The sequence below is a fragment of the Mycobacterium sp. genome, from assembly GCF_019243155.1.
Classification (GTDB): Bacteria; Actinomycetota; Actinomycetes; order Mycobacteriales; family Mycobacteriaceae; genus Mycobacterium.
Map to the genome: position 1 here is coordinate 1 of NZ_JAFAUS010000420.1, position 16,801 is coordinate 16,801.

The window sequence follows — 16,801 nt, forward strand, 5'->3', positions numbered from 1 at the left end:
GACGGTCGGCGACGTCGGCTACCTCGACGACGAGGGCTACCTCTATCTGACCGACCGGCGCCACCACATGATCATCTCGGGCGGGGTGAACATCTACCCGCAGGAGACCGAGAACCTTCTCGTCACCCATCCAAAGGTGTTGGACGCAGCGGTGTTCGGAGTCCCCGACGACGAGATGGGCCAGCGCGTCGTGGCGGCCGTGCAGACCGTCGATCCGGCCGAGGCCACCGAAGAATTCGCCGAAGAGCTGACGGGCTGGCTGCGGGAACGCCTGGCGCACTACAAGTGTCCGCGATCCATCGCGTTCGAAGCCCAGCTGCCACGCACCGACACCGGCAAGCTCTACAAGAACGGGCTGATCGAGAAATACTCGGTGTGACCCATGATCCGGGTCGTCGATCTGTCCAGCGCGCCGGATGCCGGACCCGCGTCGCCGCCGGGAGTGATCGTGGCGCACGGCGGTGCCGCCGAGCTAGCCCGATCCGAATCCTGGCTCGACACCGCGACTTTCACCCTTACCGAGGATTCCTGCGCCGACCGTCGCGTCGTCACCGTGGCTTCGGTGCCCGAGACACTGGCCGAGCTGACCGCGCGCTGTCAACGTTGGCCGCACGCCAGTGCCGTCTGCGACGACGTGTTGCGCGCGATGGACCCGGTGGCGCCGACGGTGTCCGGGGTGATGACCGAGTCGCTGGCCTACTCGACCTTGCAGGCCGGTCCGGAGTTCGCGCGCTGGCTAAAAGAACGCGGCCCGGCGCGCATGCCCGACATCCCCGACCCGGTGCGGGCCGAGCGCGACGGCGACACGGTGCACATCGCGTTCAACCGGCCGCAGCGGCACAACGCGTTTTCCACCGACGCGCGGGCCGCGCTGCTGGAAGCGCTGGCGGTCGCACAGCTGGACCCGTCGGTGACCGGAATCGTGTTGAGCGGCAACGGACCGTCGTTCTGCAGTGGCGGCGACCTCGCGGAGTTCGGCACCTTTGCCGACCCCGCGAGCGCGCACCTGGCGCGCACCCGGCACAGCCCCGCCCTCGCGCTCGATGCGCTCACCGGCAGGCTTGGCCGGTCCTGCCGGGCCGACGTTCACGGCCGCGTGCTGGGCAGCGGGCTGGAGATGGCGGCGTTCTGCGGATGGATCGCCGCCCGCGATGACTCGTTGTTCGGGCTGCCCGAACTGAGTCTGGGGCTAGTTCCCGGCGCCGGCGGCACCGTCAGCGTCACGCGCCGGATAGGGCGTTGGCGCACAGCGTATCTCGTGTTATCCGGCCGCACGATCGACGCCGGCACCGCGATGGCCTGGGGACTGGTGGACGCGGTGGCTCAGAAGCCCGGATAGGTCGTGGTGGTGACGTTCGACGGCACGTGCGACACCGCGAACATGATGAGGCTGAAGTACAGGACCACGCCGATGACCACACCGACGGCGCCGACGATGGCTCCGATGATGGCCCACTTCTTGGCGTTGTTGGCCGCGACTTGAGCCTCCGCGTACCGGCCCTGGGCCCACAGCCCGGAGACCTTGGTGGAGTACACGATCGACACGATTCCGAATGGCAGACAGCACATCACGGTGCACAGGATCGCCCAGACGAGGTAGTTGTCGGGTTCGCGCGGTCCCGGCCATCCCGGCTGCGGAGCTTGCCAACCCCCGGGCTGCGGCGCTTGCCAACCCGCCGGCTCGCCCTGCCAGCCCGGCTGCTGCGGGCCTTGCCATTCCGGGGGGTACGGCCCTGGGGGATAGCTCACGGCAATGCCTTTCGCGGTTTGCTGGCCGAAGTCAGGCAACTATATAGCACGCATTCGGGCACGGCCGGGAAATTCCGGTGCGCGTGGTCAGATCCCGCCGCGGCTCACCAGCTGGCGCGCGATGACATTGCGCTGGATCTCATTGGTGCCCTCGCCGACGATCATCAGGGGCGCGTCGCGGAAGTAGCGCTCGACGTCGTACTCGGTGGAGTAGCCGTAGCCGCCGTGAATCCGTACGGCGTTCAGGGCGATCTCCATCGCGACCTCGGAGGCGAACAGTTTGGCCATCCCGGCTTCCATGTCGCACCGCTCACCGCCGTCGTACCGCTCGGCGGCGTAGCGGGTGAGCTGACGGGCCGCGGTGAGTTTGGTCGCCATGTCGGCCAGGTAGTTGCCGACCGACTGGTGCTGCCAGATCGGTTGGCCGAAGCTCTCCCGCTGCTGGGCGTACGCGAGCGCATCTTCGAGCGCGGCCGTGGCCACCCCCAGGGCGCGCGCGGCCACCTGGATGCGGCCCGTCTCGAGTCCCTTCATCATCTGCGAAAAGCCTTCGCCCATAACGCCGCCCAGCACCGCCGACGCCGGCACGGCGAAGTCGTCGAACGACAGCTCGCAGGTCTCGATGCCTTTGTAGCCCAACTTCGGCAGATCCCGGGAGACCGTCAAACCGGGCCCGTGCTCGACCAGCACGATCGAGATTCCCGTGTGACGCGGCCGGGCACTCGGATCGGTCTTGCACAACAGCGCGATCAACCCCGAACGTCGCGCGTTGCTGATCCAGGTCTTGGCACCGTTGATCAACAAGCCGCCCGACTCATCGGGCACAGCGGTCGTCGACATGTTCTGCAGGTCCGAGCCGCCGCCGGGCTCGGTCAGCGCCATCGTGGCCCGTACCTCGCCGGTGGCCATCGGCGGCAGATACGTCCGCTTCTGCTCCTCGGTGCCGAACAGCGTCAGCAGCTTGGCGACCACGGTGTGGCCACCCATGGCACCGGCCAGGCTCATCCAGCCGCGCGCGAGTTCCTCGGTGACGCGCACGTAGCACGGCATGGACACCGGCGATCCGCCGTACTCCTCGGGAACGGCCAGGCCGTAGATGCCGATCTGCTTCATCTGGTCGATCCACGACTCGGGGTAGGTGTTGGCGTGCTCGACCTCGCGGACCGTCGGCTTCACGTCGCGATCGATGAACGCCCGCACCGTGGCGACCAGCATCTCTTCCTCGTCGTTCACGCGTTACTACCCTCCTGTCCTGATGGTGGCGACCCGCTTCGCCCGGCTTCGCCGCGCTTGCGATCGCCACGAGTTGACCCCCGATTCGACAGCCTGCCAGCATGAGGCGTTGTGACGAATAACGGGTACGCCGCGATCCGCGAGGGCGGCGCCTACTTCGACGATCTGTCGAGAGGTCAGGTTTTCGACTGGGCGCCCACGATGACACTCTCGGCGGGCCTGGCTGCCGCCCACCAGGCGATCGTGGGCGATCGGATGCGACTGTCGCTCGACAGCGGTCTATGTGCCGCGGTGACCGGCCTGCCGGGTCCGCTGGCGCACCCGGCGTTGGTCTGCGATGTCGCGATCGGGCAGAGCACGCTGGTGACTCAGCGGGTGAAGGCCAACCTCTTTTACCGCGGGCTGACCTTTCACCGCTTTCCGGTCATCGGTGACTCGCTGTATACCCGCACCGAAGTGGTTGGGCTGCGGCCCAATTCACCCAAGCCGGGTCGGGCGCCGACGGGGCTGGCCGCGCTGCGCATGATCACGATCGACCAGGCCGACCAGTTGGTCCTCGACTTCTACCGCTGTGCCATGCTGCCGGCCAGCCCGGACTGGAATCCTGAGGCCGCCGCCTCGGGCGACGATTTGTCCACGATCGGCGCCGACGCGGCACCGCCTGCCTTCGATCCGACCTCGCTGTGGAATGGCGAGGTATTCCGTACCAAGGTGCCCGGTCCGCATTTCGACCCGGGTCTCGCCGGCGCGGTGCTGCACAGCACCGCGGACGTTGTCAGCAACGCACCAGAACTGGCTCGGCTCACCCTCAACATCGCTGCCCCGCACCATGATTCGCGGGTCGGCGGGCGCCGTCTGGTCTACGGCGGACATACCATCGGACTGGCGCTCGCTCAGGTCAGCAGGCTGCTGCCGAATCTGGTGACGGTCCTGGGCTGGGAGTCCTGCGACCACACCGGCCCCGTCCACGAGGCCGACACCTTGTACAGCGAGCTGCACATCGAATCCGCCGAACGGGCCGAGCACGGGGGTGTGCTGGGATTGCGGTCGCTGGTCTTCGCCGTCAGCGATGCTCCTGGTGACCCCGATCGTCCGGTGCTGGATTGGCGGTTCAGCGCGTTCCAGTTCTGAGCCGGAGGACAATGGCCCAGGTGAGCGACGCCGCGTCGGACTGGGCCGGCAGCGGGCTGGCCTACCTGACCGGTCTGCCCGATGGTCCCCCCGACTTCTCCCGCGCCAACGTGCTGGCCCGCGCCCGGCAGGTGGCGGCCGACGCGGGTGATCGGATGGGCATCGCCGTCGACGCGGCGCTCCTGCTGGCCGGACGTGCCGCACTGCTCGGCTTGACCCGCGGCGGGCGGACGTCGGCCGGCGGTGCCACCCAATTGCTCGCCACGCGTGACGGCTGGTGCGCGCTGACGCTGTCCCGAGCCGACGACGTCGGCGCCGTCCCCGCCCTGCTGCAAGTCGATGACGTGCCCGCCGACCCATGGCCCGCGTTGCGGCGCTGGGCCGCTGCGCGCCCGGCAACCGCCGTCGTCGAGCGGGCGGCGCTGCTCGACATCCCGGTCGCGGCGTTGGGGGAGGCAACGGACACGTCACCGCGGGTCCGCGAACTGGGCTCCCGGACCCCGCCGCGCGCGTTGACGGGTCTGCTGGTCGCCGATCTGTCGTCGATGTGGGCGGGTCCGCTGTGCGGCCAGTTGCTGGCCCGGGCCGGGGCGAGGGTCGTCAAGGTCGAAAGCCCACGCCGCCCGGACGGCACCCGCGGTGGCGACCCGCGGTTCTTCGACTGGATGAACGCCGAAAAGCTGTCCTACGAAATCGATTTCGACCGCCAGGCGGACGAACTGCAAGCGCTGCTCGCGGCCGCCGACATCGTGATCGAGGGTTCGCGCTCCGCGGCGCTGGAACGGCGCAGACTCGGACCGGACGACGTCCGGCCCCGGGCGGGCCGAATCTGGTTGCGGATCAACGGGTATGACGACCACCGCGGCCGGCCCGCGTTCGGCGATGACGCGGCGGTGGCCGGTGGCCTGGTCGGCACCGCCACCGGCGGGCCGGTGTTCTGCGGGGACGCCATCGCCGATCCGCTGACCGGGCTGGCGGCGGCCGCGGCGGTGGCCGAATCCCTGGGCCGGGGTGGGGGAGAGGTGATCGGTGTCTCGATGGCCGCCGTCGCCGCGACCTATGCGGCGTTGGCGACGGAGCCGTCGGCCCAGGACGTGGCGGCGCCGCCACCGACGGCTCCGCCGGCGTCTCGTCCGGCGCCGGCGCTGGGCGCGGACAACGGCGACGTGCGGCGATTGGTGGCCGAAAGGCTCTGTCTTTCATGCTGATTCAGCGGGCAACGTTGCTGGACGGCACTGTCACCGATATCCGGGTCGGCGAGCAGATCGAGGAGGTTGCCGACGGCCTGGTGGCCCGGCCCGGCGAAGGCGTGCTCTACGCCGGCGGCGGAGCCGTGCTGCCGGGATTGCACGACCACCACATGCACCTTCGCTCGGCGGCATCGGCGCAGGATTCGTTCCTCGTGGGGCCGCCCGGGGTCAGCAGCAAAGACGAACTGGCGCAACTGTTGTCGAACGCCACGCCCGGGCCCGACGGGTGGATCCGCGCCGTCGGCTATCACGAATCGGTCGCCGGGGAGTTGGACCGGGCCGCCTTGGATGCCCTGGTGCCAAGGATTCCGGTACGCATCCAACACCGCAGCGGCGCGCTGTGGATGCTGAACTCCGAGGCCCTGGGCCGGGTGGGCCTCGCCGAGCATGCCGACGGGCGGCTGCGCAGTGCCGACCACGGCTGGTCGGAGGCGTTGCAGCAGCGCGAGTCCGATCTGGCCGAACTCGGCCGCCGGATCACCGCGACCGGGGTCACCGGCGTCACCGACGCCACACCCGACCTCGACGCCGACGACATGGTCTCGCTGCTGGTGGCGCACCGGCGCGGCGAATTCCGGCCGAGGCCAGGCTTTTTGGCGCCGGGCAAGGTCATCCTGCACGATGACCGTCTCGACCTGGATCAGCTGAGCCACTGGATCGCCGAGCAACATGGCCAAGGCCGACCGGTCGCGGTGCACTGCGTGACCGCAGCCCAGCTGGTAGTGACAATCGCAGCCCTGCGTGCGGCCGGGAGTCATCCGCGGGATCGTATCGAGCACGCCGCCGTGGTGCCCGACGACAATCTGGCCGACCTCGCCCAGCTCGGGGTCACGGTCGTCACGCAGCCCAACTTCGTCGCCGAGCGCGGCGATCACTACCTCTCCGACGTCCCCGCCGATGAGCACGCGCAGCTGTGGCGCGTCGCCTCCCTGCTGAACGCCGGTGTGCGCGTGGCGTTGTCCACCGACATGCCCTTCGGCCACGGCGACCCGTGGACGGCGATGCGGGCCGCCGTGTTCCGCACCACGCCCAGCGGAGTGGTCCTCAACGCAAATGAATGTGTCTCGGCCCTAACGGCTTTGACGATGTTTTTGGGCCGGCCCGATCAGCCGAGCGTGCCTCGGACCGTCGAGCCCGGACAACCGGGGGACCTCTGTGTGCTGAGCGAACCGCCGGCCACGGTGCTGGACGCGCTCGACGCCGGGATGGTGGCGGCCACGATCATCGGCGGCGAGCTCGTCTACTTCGCGATGTGACTCGCGCTCAGCCGGCCAGGGCGAGACCCGCGCGCAGGCTGTCGCATTGGCTGTCGAAAAACCGCCGCGACACTTGCGCTTTGGGCGCGACCTGGTCGAAGCCGTGGAAGGCGCCTGGGATGACTTCGACGTCGCACGGGACTCCGGCGGCCGTGAGGCGTTCGGCGTAGGCCAGGTCTTCGTCGTGAAACAGGTCGTTGCTGCCGACGCCGATCCACGCCGGCGGCAAACCGCTGAGGTCGTCGCGGCGCGCCGGGACCGCGACCTGCGGATCAGCGCCGTTGAGATAGGCCGTCCACCCGAACCGATTGCTGCGCGTGTTCCACAGCCGGTAGTTGGGGTTCTCGGCGGTCGCCGAGCTGCGATCGTCCAGCATCGGGTACGTCAACAGCTGGAACATGGGCGCGATCCCGCCACGGTCCCGCGCGTACAGGGCCAGGGCCGCGGCCAGGCCGCCGCCGGCGCTGGCGCCCCCGATGGCCACCCGGGCAGCGTCCACCGCGGGCAGGCCGGCCAGCCAGGTCAGCGCCGCATGGCAGTCTTCGACCGCGGCGGGGTACGGATGTTCCGGAGCCAGACGGTATTCCACCGAGGCGACGGTGATGCCCAACCGTTTGACGAACCCGGCGCAGATCCAATCGTCCTGCGCGGCGGTGCCGATCACGTATCCGCCGCCATGGATCCACAGCAGCGCGGGCATCGGTTCGGGTGCCCCAGCGGGCCGGAACAGCCGGACGCTCGCCCCCGGACTGACGGTGATCACTTCGACGTCGGCCTCGGACTTTCCGCGGCGGTCCCGCAGCGGCATCAGGGTCCGCAGGATCGGCAGAGTCAACGGACCCACCATTCGCCGCGGGGCGAAGCGGGCGATTCGCTGCAGATCGGGGTGAACGTCGTTGTTCGGCACCGGCCAAGTATTGCGGATCCGAAATGGCTCGAGGGTGGTTAGTCGCAATCTCACTCTGCGGCAAGGGAGTAGCGTTGCACACCGAGGTTGGGGGCCGTCAGGAGGCGAAGTGACCAAGTTTTCTCCGACCCCGCAGTTTGTTTCACAATCCGTCGGCACGGTCCTCGGCGCGATCCGCGTCCAGGTCAGTAATGGGACCGGGCCCGCCATCCTGATGTGGCCCAGCCTGCTGATGACCGGCGACCTGTGGAGGGGCCAGGCCGCACGGTTCGGCGAAAGCAACCGCGTGGTGCTCATCGATCCACCCGGCCATGGTGGCAGTGAGCCGCTGCGCGCGCCGTTCAGTTTCACCGACTGCGCACGCTGCGTCGTGGACCTGTTGGACGGGCTGGGCATTGCCAAAGCCCACTTTGTCGGCAACTCGTGGGGCGGAATGATCGGCGCGACGTTCGCGGCCGACTACCCCGATCGCGTCGAAAAGGCCGTCCTGATGAATTGCACGGCGTCGAAAGCCGGTTTGGCGCAGAAGATGAAATACGCGGCGATGCTGCGGATGGCGGCGGTCCTCGGTGGCATGCGGCCCCCGCTGACGCGCTCAGCGCTGCGCGCCTTCCTCGGCCCGACGACGCTGCGCACCCGCCCCGACGTGGTCGAGGCGGTCCGCGCGAGCCTGCGGGCCGTCGACATCGACTCGGCCAGCTGGGCCGTTCGCAGCGTGGTCCCCGGCCGGCCGGACCAGCACGCGCTGCTGAGACGCATCACAGCCCCGGTGCTGGTGGTCGCCGGCGCCGAGGACGCCACCTTTCCAGTGCCCGAGACCCGGGCTATGGCGGACTCGATTCCCGGCTCGACGTTCACCGTCCTCGACAGGATCGCCCACCTGGCGGCGCTGGAGGACCCCGACCGGGTCAACAGCTTGCTGGAAGCGTTCCTGTTCGACGTCGGAAAGCCCTAGACCAGCGCGACTGGCGCAACGGGCCGAAACTGCTTGCCACCCTGGATTAGCCGAGCGCATATCGGGGTATCGGTGCAATGCTGGCGAGCTCGGCAGACGTCAGCGGGCCACCCGTTAGGGCAGGACGCGAGGAACGTGGATGCTGGGTTTTCTCTACGACCAGGCGCTCGACGGCGAGCGATGTTGGATTCGTGACGAGGACGGCGAGCTGCGGCCGCTGCCGGTCCACCGCTGGTTAGGGGTGCGATGTCCCGATGACGGACGTCCCGGTGTCGGATCTGGTGACGCCTTCGACGAAGTCTTCGACGAAGCCGTCACGCAGATGTGCACCGGGCCGACAATCGAATTGGGCTGCGGGCCAGGGCGATTGGTCGCGCGGCTGATTGCGCGGGGAATCCCCGCGTTGGGCATCGACCGTTCGGCCGCGGCGATCCGGCTGGCGTGCCGGGGCGGCGCGCTGGCCCTGCTGGGCGACGTGTTCGAGCCGCTGCCCGCCATGGGTGAGTGGCAGACCGTGCTGCTGGTCGACGGCAACGTCGGACTCGGCGGAGATCCGCTGCGAATCCTGGGCCGTGCCGCCGAACTGCTGGCGCGCGGCGGGAGCTGTGTGGCCGAGTTCGACGCCGAAACGATAGGCATCTGTTCGCGTTGGGTGCGATTGGAGTCCGTATGCGAGGTCGGACCCTGGTTTCGGTGGGCATCGGTGGGGGTGGACAGCGCCGCGTCGCTGGCCGCGCAGGTCGGACTGACGCTGACGAGCGTGAGCCTGATCGGCGGGCGGGTAATCGCCAGTCTGGCCTGTCGGTGAGCGTGTCACGCGCGTCGGATCGCATCAGTGCAGCAAATCGCATCAGCGGGATCCGGCAAGGCAATACCGCCTTTCAGCAATCATTTGTCAGATGACTTTTGGACGACAAAAGTAACTTCTACACAAACGTCAGTTTGGGGTGACAGCCCGGGGGTACAGTGCCCTAACATGACGGCAAGGAGGCCGACTATGAGTTCGTGCGCGAAATGGTTGCTGCGGGCCCGTCCCACCGACTATGCGCTGGCTTTGAGCGTCGCGGGAGCCTCTCTTCCCGTCGTCGGAAAACATCTCGAGCCGCTGGGCGGCCTCACCGCGATGGGCGCGTGGGGTTTCCGGGTCGCACCCGATTTCATTTCCGCGATGAACAAGGACCGGCGGACACCGGACATCGCTGAGATCCGGCGTCGCGACCGCGAAAGCACCCACGACGTGTCCGTTGCGGCCCTGCGGGGCATCGTGTCGGCCGCCGACCTGGAGCTGGACTGGCCGGTGGCCGAGCGGACCCCACCGATCTGGGACGCGATGCGTCAGCGCCGTTACCTCTACCGCCGCGCGGTTCACTACGGGGACCACCCCATGCAGGTGCTCGATGTCTGGCGCCGCAAAGACCTTCCCGCGCAACCGGCGCCGGTGCTGATCTTCGTGCCGGGCGGGGCCTGGGTGCACGGAAAGGCCATGGGACAGGGCTCCGCGCTCATGTCGCGGCTTGCCGAGCAGGGCTGGGTTTGTTTGGCGATCGACTACCGCGTCTCGCCGCACCACCGCTGGCCGCGCCACATCATCGACGTCAAGACGGCGATCGCGTGGGCGCGCGCCAACGTCGACAAGTTCGGCGGTGACCGCAATTTCGTTGCGGTAGCTGGATGTTCGGCCGGTGGGCACCTGTCGGCGCTGGCCGGGTTGACGCCCGACGACTCGGCGTACGAGTCCAAGCTCCCGGAAGGGGCCGACACCTCGGTGGACGCGGTGGTCGGGATCTACGGCCGTTACGACTGGGAGGACCGCTCGACTCCGGAGCGGGCCCGGTTCGTCGAATTCCTCGAACGGGTGGTGGTCAGGAAGTCGATCGCCCGCCGCCCCGAGGTGTTTCGCGATGCCTCGCCGATCGCGCGCGTGCACCGTAATGCCCCGCCGTTTTTGGTCATTCACGGCAGCAAGGACAACGTCATCCCCGTCGAGCAGGCGCGCAGCTTCGTCGACCGCCTGCGGTCGGTCTCGCATTCGATGGTGGGCTACCTGGAATTTCCCGGGGCGGGCCACGGCTACGACCTCATCGACGGCGAACGGGCCGGCGCCGCGGCGCACGCCACGTCGCTTTTCCTGAACCAGGTCTACCGAACCAAACGGATCGGGGCCAAAGAGGTTATCTGAGCCTGCGCCGCTGAGTATGGTCCCTCTATGGGCAAGGGGCAGCGGTGAAAAGGCTGAGCGGCTGGGACGCGGTACTCCTGTACAGCGAAGCCCCGAACGTGCACATGCACACGATCAAAGCCGCCGTGATCGAACTCGACGCCTCGCGGTTTGACTTCGGCATCGAGGCGTTTCGCGAAGTCATCGGCGGCCGGCTGCACAAGCTGGATCCGTTCTGCTACCAGCTTGTCGAGGTTCCGTACGGCCTTCACCATCCGATGTGGCGGGAGAACTGCGATCTCGACCTCGAGTACCACATCCGGCCCTGGCGCCTCCGCCCCCCTGGCGGCCGTCGCGAATTGGACGAGGCCATAGGCCAGATCGCCAGCACGCCGCTGGACCGCAGCCATCCGCTGTGGGAAATGTATTTCGTAGAAGGCTTGGCCAACAACAGGATTGCGGTGGTGGCCAAGATCCACCACGCTCTCGCCGACGGCGTCGCCTCGGCGAACTTGATGGCCCGCGGCATGGACCTGCAGCCCGGTCCCGAGAGCCGGCCCTACATGTGCGATCCGCCTCCGACCACACGCCAGTTGATGGCGTCGGCATTCGCCGATCACCTGCGCCACGTGGGTCGGCTACCGCACACGGTCCGCTACACCGCGCAGGGTCTGGGGCGCGTGCGACGCAGCGCCCGGAAGTTGTCACCGGAACTCACCCGGCCCTTCGAGCCACCGCCGTCCTTCATGAACCACAAGATCACCGCGGAGCGCAGGTTCGCCACCGCGACCCTGGCGCTCGCCGACGTCAAGGAGACCGGCAAGCGGCTAGGGGCGACCATCAACGACATGGTGCTCGCCATGTCGACTGGGGCGCTGCGAAAGTTGTCGCTCCGCTACGACGGCAAGGCCGACCCGCTGCTGGCGTCAGTGCCGATGAGTTTCGACTTCTCACCGGAGCGGATCTCCGGCAACTACTTCACCGGCGTCCTGATCGGGCTGCCCATCGACCTCGACGACCCGCGCGAGCGGGTGCATGTCTGCCACGAGAATGCCGTCGCCGCCAAGGAAAGCAACCAGCTGATGGGCCCGGAGCTGGTCAGCCGGTGGGCCGCTTACATGCCGCCCCGGCCCACGCAGGCCTTCTTCCGGTGGGCGTCCGGCCGCGACGGGCACAACAAGATTCTCAACCTCAACATCTCGAACGTTCCCGGTCCGCGCCAACACGGACGGGTGGGCGGCGCGCTCGTCACCGAGATTTATTCGGTGGGTCCGTTGACGGCCGGCAGTGGCCTCAACATCACCGTGTGGAGTTACGTCGACCAGCTCAACATCTCGGTGCTCTCCGATGGGGCCACGCTGAAGGACCCGCATGAAGTGACCGACGCGATGATCGCCGACTTTATCGAAATACGCAGGGCCGCAGGTCTTTCCGACAAACTCACGGTCATCGAAGCCGCGATGGCGCCGGCCTGACCGGCCCGGCTCAACAAGCCACCACACTCGGCGGTAAGCGCAGTCTCGCCGGGACGTCAATGCCATTTCCGCCGGCGGCTACCATCGTCCCGTAGCAGCCACCAGTACGTCTGAAAGAACGAAAAGGGAGCACCGTGAGCGAAGAGGCCAACGAGCCCGAAGTTCTGGTCGAGCAGCGGGATCGGATCCTGATCATCACGATTAACCGGCCGAAGGCCAAGAACGCGGTGAACTCCGCGGTGGCGAGGGGCCTGGCCGAGGCCGTCGACCGCCTCGACGGGGACCCCGGCCTCTCGGTGGGAATCCTGACCGGCGCCGGCGGATCCTTCTGCGCGGGCATGGACCTCAAGGCATTCGCGCGCGGCGAGCTTCCGATCGTCGAGGGCCGCGGCATGGGCTTCACCGAGCGTCCGCCGGAAAAGCCGCTGATCGCGGCGGTCGAGGGCTACGCGCTGGCCGGCGGCACCGAGCTGGCGCTGGCGACCGACCTGATCGTGGCGTCCAAGGACTCGGCCTTCGGCATCCCCGAGGTCAAGCGCGGCCTGGTCGCCGGCGGCGGCGGACTGCTACGGCTGCCGCAGCGCATCCCGTCGGCCATCGCCATGGAGTTGGCGCTGACCGGTGAGAACTTGAGCGCCGAGCGCGCCCATGCGCTGGGGATGGTGAACGTGCTGGCCGAACCCGGCGCCGCCCTGGACGAGGCGATCGCGCTGGCCGAACGGATCGCCGCGAACGGGCCGCTCGCGGTGGCCGCCACCAAGAAGATCATCGTCGAGTCACGCGGCTGGAGTCCCGACATCATGTTCGCCGAGCAGAACAAGCTGCTGATGCCGGTGTTCTCCTCCAACGACGCCAAGGAGGGCGCGATCGCATTCGCGGAGAAGCGCCCGCCCAAGTGGACGGGCACCTAGAAGGCTAGAAGCTCAAACCGCTCTCACTGTCGAGGACTGCGCGGGCCGCGGCGTCGGTGGTCGGCGGCGGTGCCATGCCCGCGTGATCTAAACTACAGTCGAGCATGACACTTTTGCCCAGGTTTGTAACGTGTTGATTCCGGAGAAAGTTCAAGCGTGAGTATTTCGTTGCTGCTGGAGATGGCCGTGTCGGGCAACCCCGATCGCACGGCCGTCGTTTCTGACGGGCCATCGGGCTCCATGCGGCTGACTACGCAGGAGCTCAGTGATCTCGCCGACGGCGGCGCTGGTTTGATCGCGGAGTCGGGCGCGCAGCACGTGGTCTATGTCGGCACCGGCGGCGCGCTGTTGCCGGTGCTGATCTTCGCCTCGGCCCGCGCCGCGCTGCCGTTCACCCCGATCAACTACCGGCTGTCCGCCGACGGCATCCAGGCGCTGATCGAGCGGCTGCCCGAGCCCCTGGTGATCGTCGACAGCCGGTACCGGGACGCCGTCGGCGAGTCGTCGAAGCGGGTGCTGGGATCCGACGAGTTCCTGGCGGCGGCCCGCACCGCCGAGCCTGCGACGGAGTTCGCCGACCCGGAATCGGTCGCGATCGTGCTGTTCACCTCGGGCACGACGTCGCAGCCGAAGGCCGTCGAACTCTCGCACAACAACCTCACGAGCTACATCACCGGCTCGGTCGAGTTCGACTCCGCGCAGCCCGACGACGCCGCGCTGATCTGCGTGCCGCCGTACCACATCGCCGGGGTGAGCGCGGCGCTGTCGAATCTGTACGCCGGCCGCAAGATGGTCTACCTGCCCAACTTCGATGCCGCGGAATGGGTTCGGCTGGTCAACGCCGAGCAGGTCACCACGGCGACGGTGGTGCCCACGATGCTGGACCGCATCGTCACCGCGCTGGAAGCCGACGGACACGAGCTCCCGTCGCTGCGCAACCTGGCCTACGGCGGCTCGAAGGTCGGCCTGCCGCTGGTCCGCCGGGCACTGGAACTGCTGCCCGGGGTGGGCTTCGTCAACGCCTACGGGCTGACCGAGACGAGCTCGACGATCGCGGTTCTGACCCCCGACGACCACCGTGCGGCGCAAGGGGCGTCGGACTCGGCCGTCCTGAAGCGGTTGGGGTCGGTCGGGCGCCCGGTGCCCGGCATCGAACTCGAGATTCGCGACGACGAGGGCAAGGTGCTGCCGCCGGGTCAGACCGGCGAACTCTTCGTCCGCGGCGAGCAAGTCTCCGGCCGCTACACCGGAGTCGGCTCGGTGCTCGACGAAAACGGTTGGTTCCCAACCAAAGACATCGCGATGCTGGACGAAGAGGGCTACCTGTTCATCGGCGGGCGCAGCGACGACACCATCATCCGCGGCGGCGAGAACATCGCGCCCGCCGAGCTGGAGGAGGTGCTGGTCGAGCATCCGCAGGTGCGTGACGTCGCCGTCGTCGGCGTCGAAGACCAGCAGTGGGGCCAGGCGATCGTTGCCGTGGTGGTGCCGAGGCCGGGCGCCGAACCCGACCCCGAGGAATTGCGGGAGCACGTCCGCAAGAGTTTGCGCGGTTCGCGTACCCCCGACCGCGTAGTGTTTCGCGACGAGCTGCCAACCACACCCACGGGCAAGGTGCTTCGGAGGGAAATCATCGAAACGCTAGAAGGATTACGCGCATGATCAAGAACGGAACCCGCCTCGCGAGCCAGGTGTGTGACACCCAGGTCATCGTCGTCAGGAGTTCTGACAGCCTCGACGACCTGCGCTGTGGTGGAGTGCCGATGGTGGCGATCGGCGCCGACCGGTCGGGCGAGCTGGATCCGGCCTTCTCCGAGGGCACCGTGATGGGTAAGCGCTACGTCGACGAAGCGGGCGCCGAGGTGCTGGTGACCAAGCCGGGGGCCGGCAGCCTGAGCATCGGTGCGACCGCGCTCGCGCTCAAAGAGGTCAAACCGCTGCCCGCCAGCGACTAGTCGTTATTGGGCCGCCGGCGCCGAAGCAACGTCCTGCTTGCCGGGAATCCCGTTGCGAATGACGAATTCCTTCGCCTTGATCAGGAAGTCGAGCTGCTCGCCGACCTGACGCAGCGGGTCGACGCTGCGAGTTGAGCGCGACAGCACGACGGCGCCCTCTAGGGTCGCGATCGACGTCACCGCCAGCGACGCGGACTCGGCCTCGTCGAATCCGTCGTTGACAAACGCCCGGGTCAGGGCGGTGCACCAGCGGGCCAGGATGGCGCTGGCCTCGGAGGCGAGGTCAAGATTTTCGGCGTTGCAACCGATCGCGGCGGCCACGACGGGACAGCCGGCGGTGAAGTCGCCCTCGGTCAGCAGGCGCTCCCAGAACTCGAAGAATTCGTGCAGCAGCGCCCTGGCGCCCCAGCCCGCGGCGTCGTCGATCATCGCGGTGATGGAATCCCCGGAGTACCGCAGCGCCTCGGTCAGGATTTGATTGCGGCCCTCGGGGAAGTGGTAGTAGACCGAGCCGCGTGGCGCGCCGCTGCGGGCGAGGACGGCGTCGATGGTCACCCCGGCGGCTCCGCGCTCGCGCATCACCTGGGCGGCGCTCACCAGCATTTTCTTGCGCGTATTTGTGCGCTTCGTGGTGGCGGCGTTGTTAGTGGGCTTGGCAGTTGGCACGTCAGTACCTCCTGTGGCTGGCCTCATGCAGCGTGGGAATGCCGCAGTACCGGCCAGTGCAGGTTACGAGGGTTGAAGCGGAATGTCCGCCGCCCGATGTCGGGCACCTCGCGGGTGAACTGATAGCCGGCGACGTTGACTTCGATGATCCACATTGTTTTCTCCCGGCCTATGCGCGGCCCATGATTATGCTGAGAATCATATAAGACATCGGTCGAGTAAGCAAATTTTATCCGCTAACTAAATCCGAAACCTCGACGAATGACGTTCCGGCGTTGTCAAGGGTCTCGCTCGCCCGGAACGCAGCAATCGAGTTTCTATGCTCTATTGCATAATTTCTGGCGCTGCGGTTCACTGTGGCGATGGCGCTTCCGAACCTCGAAACCGTGTCCCTCGAGCGCGACGGACATGTCCTGCTGATCGGGCTGAACCGGCCTCACAAACGCAACTCGTTCAACCGGGCGATGCTTGCCGATCTTTCCCACGCTTATGCGGTGCTGGAATCGGACGACGACGTACGCGCCGGTGTGCTGTTTGCGCACGGCGAGCACTTCACCGGAGGTCTCGACCTCATCGATGTGGGTCCGGGCGTCGCCGCCGGGCAGAGCCCGTTCCCCGAAGACGGGCGCGACCCGTTCCGGCTGGAGGGCGCGTGGACCACGCCGTTGGTCGCGGCCGCGCACGGCTGGTGCATGACGCTGGGCATCGAGTTGCTGCTGGCCGCCGACGTTCGGATCGCCGCGGCCGGTACCCGGTTCACCCAGCTCGAGGTGCAGCGCGGCATCTATCCCTTCGGTGGCGCGACGATCCGCCTGCCCCGCGAGGCCGGCTGGGGCAACGCGATGCGTTGGCTGCTCACCGGTGACGAGTTCGACGCCGCCGAGGCGCACCGCATCGGGCTGGTCCAGGAGGTGGCCGACGACGCGTCGGCCGCCCTGGCCAAGGCCCGCGAGATCGCACACACCATCGCCGACCGCGCGGCGCCGCTGGGTGTGCGGGCCACACTCGCCTCGGCGCACCTGGCCCGCACGGCCGGCGAGGCCGCAGCCGTCGAGCGACTGCGCCCCGGCGTGGTCGAATTGTTCGCCAGCGAGGACGCCGCCGAGGGCGTGCAGTCGTTCGTTGAGCGCCGGCAGGCGCACTTCAAGGGGCGCT

General features: G+C 68.1%; 17 protein-coding genes and 1 pseudogene. 13 read left to right on the top strand and 5 right to left on the bottom strand.

Annotated features, from left to right (window positions below):
- Window positions 1-379, top strand: a pseudogene (locus JOZ00_RS21525) (acyl-CoA synthetase); the annotation flags it as partial.
- 3 nt (window positions 380-382) lie between these two features.
- The gene (locus JOZ00_RS21530) at window positions 383-1,339 is read left to right on the top strand and encodes an enoyl-CoA hydratase/isomerase family protein (RefSeq protein WP_293347720.1); all 957 of its coding nucleotides are present in this window, start codon (window positions 383-385) and stop codon (window positions 1,337-1,339) included.
- Here the strand turns inward: JOZ00_RS21530 and JOZ00_RS21535 are convergent.
- Both JOZ00_RS21535 and JOZ00_RS21540 read right to left on the bottom strand, forming a co-directional pair.
- Window positions 1,324-1,749 carry a CD225/dispanin family protein gene (locus JOZ00_RS21535; RefSeq protein WP_293347723.1) on the bottom strand — a complete coding sequence of 142 codons (426 nt, stop codon included), beginning with the start codon at window positions 1,747-1,749 and terminating at the stop codon, window positions 1,324-1,326. The two genes, JOZ00_RS21530 and JOZ00_RS21535, sit on opposite strands and share 16 nt — an antisense overlap.
- A gap of 87 nt (window positions 1,750-1,836) precedes the next feature.
- Window positions 1,837-2,982, bottom strand: coding sequence for an acyl-CoA dehydrogenase family protein (locus tag JOZ00_RS21540; protein WP_293347726.1), 1,146 nt, complete (start codon window positions 2,980-2,982; stop codon window positions 1,837-1,839).
- 111 nt (window positions 2,983-3,093) lie between these two features.
- Here JOZ00_RS21540 and JOZ00_RS21545 point away from each other — a divergent pair, with 111 nt between their 5' ends.
- Genes JOZ00_RS21545 through JOZ00_RS21555 form a run of 3 tightly spaced genes read left to right on the top strand, consistent with a single transcriptional unit; the run spans window position 3,094 to window position 6,619 of the window.
- A complete protein-coding gene (locus JOZ00_RS21545; protein WP_293347729.1) occupies window positions 3,094-4,113 on the top strand; it encodes a MaoC family dehydratase in 1,020 nt (339 codons plus the stop codon).
- Between the two features lie 11 nt (window positions 4,114-4,124).
- Window positions 4,125-5,321, top strand: coding sequence for a CoA transferase (locus tag JOZ00_RS21550; RefSeq protein ID WP_293347732.1), 1,197 nt, complete (start codon window positions 4,125-4,127; stop codon window positions 5,319-5,321).
- Window positions 5,315-6,619, top strand: a complete 1,305-nt coding sequence (locus JOZ00_RS21555; RefSeq protein WP_293347735.1) for an amidohydrolase family protein — start codon at window positions 5,315-5,317, stop codon at window positions 6,617-6,619. Before JOZ00_RS21550 ends, JOZ00_RS21555 begins: the two co-directional genes overlap by 7 nt.
- 7 nt (window positions 6,620-6,626) lie before the next feature.
- Here the strand turns inward: JOZ00_RS21555 and JOZ00_RS21560 are convergent, their stop codons facing one another.
- Window positions 6,627-7,526, bottom strand: coding sequence for an alpha/beta hydrolase (locus tag JOZ00_RS21560; RefSeq protein WP_293347738.1), 900 nt, complete (start codon window positions 7,524-7,526; stop codon window positions 6,627-6,629).
- 214 nt (window positions 7,527-7,740) lie between these two features.
- On the opposite strand from JOZ00_RS21560, the gene JOZ00_RS21565 reads away from it, so the two are divergent.
- The 7 genes from JOZ00_RS21565 (at window position 7,741) to JOZ00_RS21595 (ending at window position 14,980) form a co-directional block, all read left to right on the top strand.
- The gene (locus JOZ00_RS21565; protein WP_293347755.1) at window positions 7,741-8,481 is read left to right on the top strand and encodes an alpha/beta hydrolase; all 741 of its coding nucleotides are present in this window, start codon (window positions 7,741-7,743) and stop codon (window positions 8,479-8,481) included.
- A 139-nt stretch (window positions 8,482-8,620) separates the two neighbouring features.
- Entirely contained in the window at window positions 8,621-9,289 is a 669-nt protein-coding gene (locus JOZ00_RS21570; protein ID WP_293347740.1) for a class I SAM-dependent methyltransferase, read from the top strand.
- A gap of 168 nt (window positions 9,290-9,457) precedes the next feature.
- On the top strand, window positions 9,458-10,660 hold the full coding sequence (locus JOZ00_RS21575; protein WP_293347742.1) for an alpha/beta hydrolase: 1,203 nt from the start codon (window positions 9,458-9,460) through the stop codon (window positions 10,658-10,660).
- Between the two features lie 44 nt (window positions 10,661-10,704).
- The gene (locus JOZ00_RS21580; protein WP_293347744.1) at window positions 10,705-12,114 is read left to right on the top strand and encodes a wax ester/triacylglycerol synthase family O-acyltransferase; all 1,410 of its coding nucleotides are present in this window, start codon (window positions 10,705-10,707) and stop codon (window positions 12,112-12,114) included.
- A gap of 110 nt (window positions 12,115-12,224) precedes the next feature.
- Entirely contained in the window at window positions 12,225-13,025 is an 801-nt protein-coding gene (locus tag JOZ00_RS21585) for a crotonase/enoyl-CoA hydratase family protein (RefSeq protein WP_293347758.1), read from the top strand.
- Window positions 13,026-13,181: 156 nt separating this feature from the next.
- Window positions 13,182-14,687 carry a fatty acid--CoA ligase family protein gene (locus JOZ00_RS21590; protein WP_293347746.1) on the top strand — a complete coding sequence of 502 codons (1,506 nt, stop codon included), beginning with the start codon at window positions 13,182-13,184 and terminating at the stop codon, window positions 14,685-14,687.
- Entirely contained in the window at window positions 14,684-14,980 is a 297-nt protein-coding gene (locus JOZ00_RS21595; protein ID WP_293347748.1) for a hypothetical protein, read from the top strand. Before JOZ00_RS21590 ends, JOZ00_RS21595 begins: the two co-directional genes overlap by 4 nt.
- A 3-nt stretch (window positions 14,981-14,983) precedes the next feature.
- Here JOZ00_RS21595 and JOZ00_RS21600 read toward each other — a convergent pair whose 3' ends face one another.
- Together JOZ00_RS21600 and JOZ00_RS21605 are read right to left on the bottom strand one after the other, a co-directional pair.
- The gene (locus JOZ00_RS21600; RefSeq protein ID WP_293347761.1) at window positions 14,984-15,583 is read right to left on the bottom strand and encodes a TetR/AcrR family transcriptional regulator; all 600 of its coding nucleotides are present in this window, start codon (window positions 15,581-15,583) and stop codon (window positions 14,984-14,986) included.
- An 86-nt stretch (window positions 15,584-15,669) separates the two neighbouring features.
- Window positions 15,670-15,801: a hypothetical protein gene (locus JOZ00_RS21605; protein ID WP_293347750.1), complete on the bottom strand. Its 132-nt coding sequence runs from the start codon at window positions 15,799-15,801 to the stop codon at window positions 15,670-15,672.
- Window positions 15,802-16,008: 207 nt separating this feature from the next.
- Between JOZ00_RS21605 and JOZ00_RS21610 the strand changes: the two genes are divergently transcribed.
- Window positions 16,009-16,801 (top strand): crotonase/enoyl-CoA hydratase family protein (locus JOZ00_RS21610; RefSeq protein WP_293347752.1); only part of this gene is annotated, 793 nt, incomplete at its 3' end.